This window comes from Bacillus sp. MBGLi79 (assembly GCF_002953915.1).
Genome location: NZ_CP026521.1, coordinates 2,724,728 through 2,735,022, shown reverse-complemented (window position 1 = coordinate 2,735,022; position 10,295 = coordinate 2,724,728). Strand labels below are relative to the sequence as shown.

Here is a 10,295-nt window from a genome sequence, read left to right as displayed (position 1 = left end):
TCGATCAAAAATCAATATATTAATTGAAAAGAGGGAGAATTATATGGTTAACGTACTTTTAAAGCGGGTCGGAGCTATATTTGATCGAATCTTCCGTAACAATCTCAACGAAAATTTTGAAGAGATTGAGCGCGGCTTTTTAGATGTGACGAAAGAACTTAATGCACATAAATGCTCAATAAGATCACACGATTCCCGTCAGATATCTCACGGAATATTTGATGTAGGTAATCGTATCGACAACTTAGATACACGATTTACTAATTTAGTTGTAAATCATGACGGAACAGATGTGAAAGAAGTCGTAGATCTCCGCGTTGCTTTGGATTCAACAACGCACTCAACTGCCAAGGACCGCGTGGATTATGACTTTGAGAGATTATATAAACGATTAGAATTATTACCAGAAGTTAATGTTCTAGAATTTGGTGCAGATCCAACAGGGAAAACTGACGCTTCGCCTGCTATTCAAGCTGCTCTGGATCTTGCTAAAAATGGCGAGGGTGTTCGAGTTTATATACCGAAAGGGTGTACTTTTAAATTAGAAGCGCCTCTTGTCTTTTGGGAGAATACGCTAGTTATTGCAAAGGATGCTACCCTTCTTAACTACTTTGGTGATCATATGGGCGTAAATGGTGATGGTACAGTACAATATAGCGGTTATGAAGGAAATGGAAATATAATTATCGACGGCGGGACGTGGGATTGTCGAGGTTTGCAAATTGAGAGAGGGTCAAATTGCTTTTCTTTTGGACATGGGAGAGATATCTACGTTAAGAATGTCACGTTTAAAGATATTCGAAGCTTTCACGGGATTGAATTTAACTCTTGTCATAGATTCGGTGCTTTCCACTGTAATTTTCTCGGTTTCTTTGATCCGGACGGTACGCGCTCATTTTCGGAGGCAATCCAGATAGACTTAGCGCAACGCCCGGGGGTATTTGGTCCATTTGGAAGATATGATTTTACTGTATGTAAGGATGGTGTAGTCACAGGATGTTATTTTGGAGCGTCAGGAACTCCGGGAACGCAAGCGTGGCCTCGGGGCGTTGGTTCCCACTCATCGACAATCGGATATTGGCATGAAAATATTTCGATTTACGACAATACATTTGACGGAACCACGGGATGGGCTATACGCGGATACAACTGGAATGCAACAAATATTTCTGGAAACACTCTGCGAAACTGTCACTATGGGATTACCATAAGCGCAATCGATCCTACAAATCCTGGTCATACCCTTAATGATAATTTTGAACAGTTATCGAAATCTCAGGATTTCAGAGATGTAACAATTCATAATAATCGAATCTATAATACAGTTGAGAACGAGGCAATTTATATACGAGGTTTTTTCAATAATGAAGGTATTGTCCATAATGTAGTTATCTCTGGAAATATAATAAACGCGGTTGGTGGATCAAACCAAGCGGGTATAAGGCTTGATGCAGTTTTCGGAGGCATTGTAGCTACTAACCAAATATCAGATGCATCAGGAGATGGCGTAAGGCTGAATGACTGTACAGGCATTAATGTTTCAGGAGGAAATCAAATTAACTTTGTAGGACGAGATGCCATAGCAGCGTTTGGAGAGTGTTCTGATTTATTGATTAATGGGAACCTTATCCGTGAACCCAAACGTTACGGTATAGAACAATCTAAGGTCCACGCTTCAGTTATCACTGGGAATCTCATAACAGGTGCTGGCCAAACAGAATATGGAGTATATGAAGCAATCCGAATTGCTAATGGATCAAAGCGGATTTTACTTGCGGGCAATATGTGCCGATCGATCTCAACAGCTTCGACTCTTGCACGGGCCGGGATTTATATAACAAGTTCGGTTAGTGAAGTTATACGGTACGGTAATGACTGCCGGGGAAGTTGGACAGTAGGAGGCATTGTCGATAATTCTTCAGACTCAAAGACTGACGCAAAAGACGTTATATAAGGAGTGGTCACTGTGTTGTTTCTCATAATAGGAGATGAAAGAATTGAGGTTGCTTCAGCTATGTTATCTGATGACAGTAACAATGTAACTGCTTATAGAGAGGATGGTAGCCGAGCTGTTCTGGTAGAGGGTGTTAATCTTAAAAATGTACATCTGGAAGATGGTAATGGTAACCATGTTGAGTTTGAGAAGCAAACCAGTATAAAACAAGAAATTGTAGATCTAAGAATACAATTAAAACAACTAACGGAAGCTGTTGAATTACTTTCTGCAAAAAAATTATAAATGTTGATTGATAGTAGTACCAATATTTAGTTTTGATAACGTTTTGTCCATTCTTTAAGTACTCTAGATTTTCTTATGTGCAAATTTTGTTTATGGAAGGAAATAAAGACTGCCGAATCCGTTTCGGCAGTCTTTTCATATTAATCTTTATAAGGCACCCAGCCAGGCGTGTTCACAATGGCTTGCCATAGCGGTTCAGGCAAATGATATTTTTCTTTATCTGTGCCTTTGATTACTGTTTCGATTTGCTTTTCACGGCCTTCTTTTACTTTTACCGCCCAGTCAGGGTCAACTAAAATTTCTCGTCCCATTGCGACTAGTGGAATACTGTTTTCGATGACGGCCAGCGCGTCATCTGCGGAATGGATGGAACCGACGGCGATCAGCGGCACTTTGTTTCCGGCACGTTCATTCAATAAGTCCATGCGTGTGCGAGTTGGATCTGCACCGCGGCGTGCTTTTGAGTTCACGTCCATCAGTGAAATATGAAGATAATCCAATTCTTTATCCCCTAAAGCGTCAACAAGCGTAAAGGTTTCAGTCATTGTCAATCCTGGTGTTTCAGGTTCTTCTGGAGACAGACGGTAGCCGACTAAGAACGCGCCCTTCGCATGTTCTGAAGCGGCTTTTTTCACTTCGTCAACAATAGCAAGAGGGAAGGCTAATCGTTTCTCATCGCTTCCTCCCCAGCGGTCCGTGCGCTGATTGGTTTTTGGAGAATAAAACTGCTGAATCAAGTAGCCGTTTGCACCGTGAATTTCGACACCGTCAAAGCCGGCTTCAATGGCGCGTCTTGTCGCTTCTCCAAACGCCTTCACAATGTTTTCCACTTCTTCTTCTTTTAATGCGCGAGCAATTTGTTTGCCATTATCAAACACGTCACTTGGCCCCACAACATCCTGTTGAGGAACGAGCTCAGATGGGCATTCGATGCCGCCATGATGAATTTGCACAACGGCTTTAGCGCCTTGTGCCTGAATGGCTTGTGCTAATGTTTTTAAACCCGGAATGTTGGAATCGTCGTGGATGGCCGGCTGCCCGGGAAATGCTTTTCCGTCCGGTGTGACATTTGCGCAGGCTGTAATCACCATTCCCATCTCTTTTGAACGAGGGATGATGTAGTCAAGCTCTGCTTCAGAAATTGTACCGTCTTCATTAGAAGCGTAATGAGTCATTGGTGCGACTGCGATCCGGTTGTCGATTGTAACACCGCTTTTAAACGTGAAGGGTTCAAACAGCGGCTTATACTTAGGATTCATTTGATCATCTTCTTTCGTTTGGATTCGCACATATTCTAGCCTATATGTAAAAATTAATGCAATTGATCTGCTTTACCGGCTGAATATCTTGAGTGCAGAGTGATATTTTCGCCGCTCTTTTTCAGGGCCTTTGTAGCCGCCGTTGATTTGGTGGCCGATGGAGCATGTGATGAGAGCGGCCGCCAGCAGCAGAACGAATTTTTTCATGGTGTTAACTTCTTTCAATAATGGAAATATCCTTTCAAAGGTTACGCCTGGCTGATCTAGCAGTCAAACCATTTGCTCACCCAATTCACAAATTTTTAAAAATGAATAAAAAGTTGCTTCTTTCCGCTAATTTTTTCTAATTAGCGCCTCATTTAGAGCCATCCTCATAGACAAAACTGCTCGTTATCTTTCTAACAACAGGAAATGATCGGGTCGTATAGCCCTTTTGAAAATCATGGAACTTGATCGCCTGCATTCATGTTGTCTTTACAAATCCGCCATTCTGGTCAAAGATAAAAGCCAAACATCAGGAAGAGGTGATCGTGTGAAACAAACGGTTCTTTTGCTATTTACTGCGCTTTTTCTTTCGGGATGCAGTGTAGCAAGTGCGGATGACTCAGCACCAAGGTTTACCGAAGAGGGAAAATTTATTGGCTCGGCTGATCCTCATACGATTGCGGTTTCTCTCAATGGAGAAGAAACCATGATACAAGTTCCGAAGGATAAACGTGATGAATGTGAATCCTTGCCAGACCAGACAAAAGTTTTAGTGAAATATACAAAGAAGGATAATGGGACTTTACAGCTGGAAGATATTCAGCTGCGAAAGAATTCGTCATAAAGAGACCGGAGGGAGAAAGTTGAGAATGTTATGGAGGAGCTTGGCGCTGTGTGGATTGGCTTTGACACTCGCGCCTTGTGTACAGGCAGCAGAGCCGATAGAAGGGAAAACCGTGTATATTGATGCCGGACACGGCGGTGAAGACAGTGGAGCAGTCGGAAACGGGCTCTTTGAAAAGGATATTAATTTGGCTGTTTCAGAGCATGTGACGGACAAGCTGAAAGAGGAGGGAGCCAATCCTGTTGCATCCAGATCAGACGATCATTTTCTGACCTTGGAGGACAGAGTCGCAAAGGCAAGTGCCAATCACGCTGATCTTTTTGTCAGCATTCATGTAAATTCCGGGGTTGCTTCAGCTTCAGGAACAGAAACGTATTTTCAATCTGATTATGAAGGGGAAAACAGCCGGCGTCTGGCAGCCGATATTCAGTCGCAGCTCGTTTCATCCTTACAAACGAGAGACAGGGGCGTGAAAGAATCAGACTTTTACGTCATTACATATTCACAAATGCCAAGTGTGTTGGCGGAGCTTGGGTTTATCACGAACAGCTCTGACGCGGACAAGCTGGGAAATGAAGAATACCAGCAAAAGGCAGCAGATGCGATTGTCAACGGCATTGATTCTTATTATGATCAGTAGATAAATATAGCCTTAATCCTAGAGTGGATCCGACAAAATAAGTATAATGGAGAAAACTTAGGGCTTGAGGTGAAACGATGACAAAGATTTTTGCCCACCGGGGGGCATCAGGACACTTTCCCGAAAATACAATGCTTGCATTTGAAAAAGGAATTGAAGCCGGAGCGGACGGGATAGAGCTTGATGTACAGCTGACGAAAGACGGACGCATTGTTGTGATTCATGATGAAAGGCTTAACCGCACGACATCGCTTAAAGGATTCGTGAAGGATACAGCCTATGATGTGATCAAGACTGCGAATGCGGCCGCAGGTCACGATCAGGCGTACAGCGATCTAAAAGTGCCACTATTAGAAGACGTGCTCTCGTGGGCGGTAAAAAAGGATTTTCTCATCAACATTGAATTGAAAAACAGCGTGATTCGCTATGAGGGAATGGAAGAAAAAGTGCTGGAGGCAGTGAAGCGATTCAATATAGAGGAGAGAGTCATCCTATCCACATTTAATCATGAAAGTGTAGCACTGTGCGCTCAGCTTGCGCCCCATATCGAACGGGCGGTATTAACTGCTGATGTGCTTTATCAGCCGGATCAATATATCGCGTCTATTCCAGCTACCGGCTATCACCCGAAGCTAAACAGCCCAGGGGTCACAGATGAAGTGCTGAAGAAAATGAGGAGCAGTTCGATTAAGGTAAGGCCGTATACAGTCAATCGGCCGGAAGATATGAAGCACCTCATTGAACTGGGAGCAGACGGCATGTTTACCGATTTTCCTGCAAAGGCTGCGGCATTGCTGAAAAATGAATAGTTGCTTTAGAAGAAGGCTGTTGACACAGCCTTCTTTTTTCATACATTCGTGCCCGTTTCAAAGCATACATTCATAGAAGACAACTAGAATTTGTAAGCGCTGTCTATCTTCTGAATGAGGTGAAACCATGAGGAAAACAGTCATTGTAAGTGCTGCAAGAACGCCATTTGGCAAATTCGGCGGAGTATTGAAAGAGGTGAAAGCTGCCGAGCTTGGGGGCATTGTGATGAAGGAGGCGTTGCAACGGGCTGGAGTCTCTGGAGATGATGTAGAAGGAAATGTCATGGGCATGGTTGTCCAGGCCGGCTCAGGACAGATCCCTTCCCGTCAAGCTGCCCGTCTTGCTGGAATGCCTTGGAGTGTGCCGTCAGAAACACTGAATAAAGTCTGTGCTTCGGGTCTTCGCGCTGTCACTTTATGTGATCAAATGATTCGGGCGCAGGATGCGGACATCCTTGTTGCCGGGGGGATGGAAAGCATGAGCAATATTCCGTATGCCATTCCCGCTGGACGCTGGGGAGCACGGATGGGGGACGGCGAGCTTAGGGATTTAATGGTGTATGACGGGTTAATGTGCGCATTTGACGAAGTGCATATGGCTGTTCACGGAAATACAGCGGCCAAGGAATATTCAATTTCACGAAGAGAGCAGGATGAATGGGCGTTGAGAAGCCATGCGCGGGCAGCTAAAGCAGCCGATGAAGGGAAATTTCAGGATGAAATTGTTCCCGTCAACTGGATCGGTCGAAAAGGAAAATCAAACGTTGTTGATAAGGATGAAGCGATTCGCCGTGACACAAGCCTGGATCAGCTCGCGAAACTTTCTCCGATTTATACAAGTGATGGTTCGATCACAGCCGGCAATGCTCCCGGGGTCAATGACGGAGCTGGCGCATTCGTGCTGATGTCGGAGGAAAAAGCAGCTGAGCTTGGCAAACAGCCTCTGGCTACAATTCTTGGTTTTTCAACTATGGGAATGCCAGCGCATGAACTGGCGGCAGCACCGGGGTTTGCCATTAATAAGCTCCTGAAAAAGAACGGTTTAACTGCCCAAGATATTGACTTGTTTGAAGTAAATGAAGCGTTTGCTTCTGTTGTGTTAACATGTGAAAAAATCGTAGGTTTCGATCTTGAAAAAGTAAATGTGAACGGCGGTGCGATCGCGCTCGGCCACCCGATCGGCGCGAGCGGAGCGAGAATTCTCATGACGCTCGTTTATGAATTAAAGCGACGGGGAGGGGGACTGGGTGTTGCCGCCATTTGCAGTGGGGCAGCCCAAGGAGATGCCGTCTTAGTGCAGGTTCATTAAAACATGATGAAAAAGGGGATTTAAATGGAAATCAAACAAATCATGGTAGCTGGCGCAGGTCAGATGGGAAGCGGCATTGCACAAGCAGCTGCTGACGCAGGTTTTTATGTGCGGATGTACGATGTGAGTCCGGAAGCTGCGGAGGCAGGATTGAAGCGGCTGAAGAAACAGCTGGCCCGTGACGCTGAGAAAGGAAAAAGGACCGAGGCGGAAGTGAGGAGTATCATCAGCCGCATTTCGATTTCTCAAACGCTTGAGGAGGCAGAGCATGCGGACATTGTGATTGAGGCTATCGCTGAAAACATGGCGGCGAAAACCAAAATGTTTAAAACACTTGATCGCATTTGCCCGCCTCATACGATTTTGGCCAGCAATACATCTTCCTTGCCTATTACAGAGATCGCTGCTGTGACAAATCGGCCTCAACGGGTCATTGGCATGCATTTTATGAATCCCGTCCCTGTGATGAAGCTGGTTGAAGTAATACGCGGCTTGGCTACATCAGAGGAAACGGCCTTAGATGTTATGGCATTAGCGGAAAAGATGGGGAAAACACCGGTTGAAGTCAATGATTTTCCGGGGTTTGTTTCCAATCGTGTGCTTCTTCCAATGATTAATGAAGCCATCTATTGCGTGTATGAGGGAGTGGCGAAGCCAGAGGCAATAGACGAGGTGATGAAGCTTGGCATGAATCATCCGATGGGTCCGCTTACATTAGCGGATTTTATCGGACTGGATACGTGTTTATCCATTATGGAAGTTCTTCACTCAGGCCTTGGCGATTCTAAATACCGTCCTTGCCCGCTGCTCCGCAAGTATGTCAAAGCAGGCTGGCTTGGCAAAAAGAGCGGACGCGGTTTTTATGAATATGAGGAGAGGACTTCCTGAAGTCAATTCCATCGGGGGTGGCCGAGTTGCATATAACCCAAGAGCAAGTCATGATGCGAAAAATGGTGCGTGATTTTGCCCGAAAAGAAATTGCTCCCGCTGCGGAAATTATGGAGAAAACGGACGAATTTCCCTTTCAGCTGATCAAAAAAATGGGCGAACACGGGCTGATGGGAATACCGGTGCCGGAACAGTACGGCGGTGCCGGGGCGGACGTTGTTTCTTATATTTTGGCGATTCATGAGATTTCAAAAATCAGCGCGGCTGTCGGCGTGATTCTCTCCGTTCATACCTCGGTCGGCACAAATCCGATTCTGTACTTCGGCAATGAGGAACAAAAGATGAAATATATACCGAAGCTTGCTTCAGGAGACCATTTAGGGGCCTTTGCACTGACGGAGCCTTACTCAGGATCGGATGCCGGAAGCCTTCGCACAACGGCAATTAAAAAGAACGGCAAATACGTATTAAACGGATCGAAAATATTCATAACGAATGGCGGAGCAGCTGATATCTATATCACATTTGCTTTAACGGCTCCGGATCAAGGCAGGCACGGGATTTCGGCTTTTATCGTTGAAAAAAACACACCCGGTTTTACGGTTGGGAAAAAAGAAAAAAAGCTGGGGCTTTATGGCTCTAATACTACGGAACTGATTTTTGATAACGCAGAAGTGCTTGAAGCTAATTTGCTTGGCAAAGAGGGTGACGGCTTCAACATTGCCATGGCGAATTTAAATGTCGGCCGGATCGGCATTGCGGCACAGGCGCTCGGTATTGCAGAGGCGGCTCTTGAGCATGCCGTTGCTTATGCGAAGCAGCGAGTGCAATTTGGAAGGCCGATCGCAGCCAATCAAGGCATATCATTTAAGCTGGCTGACATGGCGACTAGGGCTGAGGCGGCAAGGCATCTTGTCTACCACGCCGCAGACCTCCATAACCGCGGCCTGTCATGTGGAAAAGAGGCGTCTATGGCTAAACAATTTGCTTCCGATGCAGCGGTGAAGGCGGCGTTAGACGCCGTCCAAATTTATGGGGGATATGGCTATATGAAGGATTACCCCGTTGAGCGGCTGCTTCGCGATGCAAAGGTGACGCAAATCTATGAAGGGACGAATGAGATTCAAAGACTGATTATTTCCAAGTATTTACTTGGCGGGACCTGATAACCAAAAAAACGCAAAAACGGAGGTTGAGGATATGGAGGAGAAACAGCACTACTCTCCAGGGTTGGACGGTGTGATTGCGGCAGAAACTCACATTTCTTATCTTGACACGCAGTTCAGCCAGATTTTGATACGAGGCTATGATTTAATAGATCTTTCTAAAACAAAAAGTTATCTGGAGCTTGTCCATTTATTGCTGGAAGGGAGGCTGCCGGAAGAAAGTGAAAGAGAGACGCTGGAAAGTAAAATAAACAGTGCGTCAAGCCTGCCTGCTGATCATCTCCGTCTGCTTGAGCTGCTCCCTGAGCACACGCATCCAATGGATAGCCTGCGTACCGGCCTGTCGGCACTTGCCGGTTATGATCGGCAAATTGATGATCGGTCTCCTTCCGCTAACAAGGAGCGCGCATATCAGCTTCTTGGGAAAATGCCTGCCCTCACTGCTGCCAGCTACAGGATCATCAATAAAAAAGAGCCGATTCTTCCGCTTCAATCCCTGTCCTACAGTGCGAATTTTCTATACATGATGACAGGCAAATTGCCGTCCTCATTGGAAGAACAGATTTTTGACCGGTCGCTCGTCCTGTATAGTGAGCATGAGATGCCGAATTCAACTTTTGCGGCCAGAGTCATCGCATCTACTCACTCGGATCTTTATGGCGCTTTGACAGGAGCTGTCGCTTCCCTGAAAGGGAATCTTCACGGAGGGGCAAACGAAGCTGTAATGTATATGCTTTTGGAGGCAAAAACGACGTCTGAATTTGAGCAGCTTCTGCAAACAAAACTGAAAAGAAAAGAAAAAATCATGGGTTTCGGCCACCGTGTGTATATGAAAAAAATGGATCCGAGAGCACTCATGATGAAAGAAGCGCTGCGGCAATTATGCGATAAAGCCGGTGACCATCGTTTATATGAGATGTGTGAAGCAGGTGAGCGGCTGATGGAGAAGGAAAAAGGGCTCTATCCGAACTTGGATTACTATGCTGCCCCGGTTTATTGGATGCTCGGCATACCGATCCCTTTATATACGCCTGTCTTTTTCAGCGCGAGAACATCCGGTTTATGCGCTCATGTGATTGAACAGCATTCCAATAATCGACTCTTCCGTCCCCGTGTCAGTTACATGGGCCCGCGATATCAAACAGAATCATGAAAG

General features: G+C 45.5%; 11 protein-coding genes. 9 read left to right on the top strand and 2 right to left on the bottom strand.

The features are described 5' to 3' along the window. Both C1T29_RS13725 and C1T29_RS13720 read left to right on the top strand, forming a co-directional pair. Window positions 1–1,954, top strand: a 1,954-nt coding sequence (locus C1T29_RS13725) for a glycosyl hydrolase family 28-related protein (RefSeq protein ID WP_331281192.1), incomplete at its 5' end; no start/stop codon positions are given. Window positions 1,955–1,966: 12 nt separating this feature from the next. Further along, a complete protein-coding gene (locus C1T29_RS13720; protein ID WP_231516497.1) occupies window positions 1,967–2,239 on the top strand; it encodes a hypothetical protein in 273 nt (90 codons plus the stop codon). A 140-nt stretch (window positions 2,240–2,379) separates the two neighbouring features. Here the strand turns inward: C1T29_RS13720 and C1T29_RS13715 are convergent, their stop codons facing one another. Together C1T29_RS13715 and C1T29_RS13710 are read right to left on the bottom strand one after the other, a co-directional pair. After that, window positions 2,380–3,498 carry an NADH-dependent flavin oxidoreductase gene (locus C1T29_RS13715; protein WP_095431667.1) on the bottom strand — a complete coding sequence of 373 codons (1,119 nt, stop codon included), beginning with the start codon at window positions 3,496–3,498 and terminating at the stop codon, window positions 2,380–2,382. A gap of 72 nt (window positions 3,499–3,570) precedes the next feature. Beyond that, the gene (locus C1T29_RS13710) at window positions 3,571–3,723 is read right to left on the bottom strand and encodes a hypothetical protein (RefSeq protein WP_141237718.1); all 153 of its coding nucleotides are present in this window, start codon (window positions 3,721–3,723) and stop codon (window positions 3,571–3,573) included. 307 nt (window positions 3,724–4,030) lie between these two features. On the opposite strand from C1T29_RS13710, the gene C1T29_RS13705 reads away from it, so the two are divergent. The 7 genes from C1T29_RS13705 (at window position 4,031) to mmgD (ending at window position 10,292) form a co-directional block, all read left to right on the top strand. Then, window positions 4,031–4,327 (top strand): hypothetical protein, encoded by a 297-nt coding sequence (locus C1T29_RS13705; protein WP_069150774.1) that lies wholly within the window; start codon window positions 4,031–4,033, stop codon window positions 4,325–4,327. A gap of 19 nt (window positions 4,328–4,346) precedes the next feature. Continuing rightward, entirely contained in the window at window positions 4,347–4,967 is a 621-nt protein-coding gene (locus tag C1T29_RS13700) for an N-acetylmuramoyl-L-alanine amidase family protein (RefSeq protein ID WP_095431666.1), read from the top strand. A 77-nt stretch (window positions 4,968–5,044) separates the two neighbouring features. Next, window positions 5,045–5,776 carry a glycerophosphodiester phosphodiesterase gene (locus C1T29_RS13695; RefSeq protein WP_095431665.1) on the top strand — a complete coding sequence of 244 codons (732 nt, stop codon included), beginning with the start codon at window positions 5,045–5,047 and terminating at the stop codon, window positions 5,774–5,776. 127 nt (window positions 5,777–5,903) lie between these two features. Then, window positions 5,904–7,085, top strand: coding sequence for an acetyl-CoA C-acetyltransferase (locus C1T29_RS13690; RefSeq protein ID WP_095431664.1), 1,182 nt, complete (start codon window positions 5,904–5,906; stop codon window positions 7,083–7,085). 24 nt (window positions 7,086–7,109) lie between these two features. Beyond that, window positions 7,110–7,973 carry a 3-hydroxybutyryl-CoA dehydrogenase gene (locus tag C1T29_RS13685; RefSeq protein ID WP_095431663.1) on the top strand — a complete coding sequence of 288 codons (864 nt, stop codon included), beginning with the start codon at window positions 7,110–7,112 and terminating at the stop codon, window positions 7,971–7,973. A 26-nt stretch (window positions 7,974–7,999) separates the two neighbouring features. Beyond that, complete coding sequence (locus C1T29_RS13680) at window positions 8,000–9,139, top strand: acyl-CoA dehydrogenase (protein ID WP_095431662.1); 1,140 nt, start codon at window positions 8,000–8,002, stop codon at window positions 9,137–9,139. A gap of 34 nt (window positions 9,140–9,173) precedes the next feature. Beyond that, window positions 9,174–10,292 carry a citrate synthase gene (gene mmgD / locus C1T29_RS13675; protein WP_095431661.1) on the top strand — a complete coding sequence of 373 codons (1,119 nt, stop codon included), beginning with the start codon at window positions 9,174–9,176 and terminating at the stop codon, window positions 10,290–10,292. Window positions 10,293–10,295 lie beyond the last annotated feature (3 nt).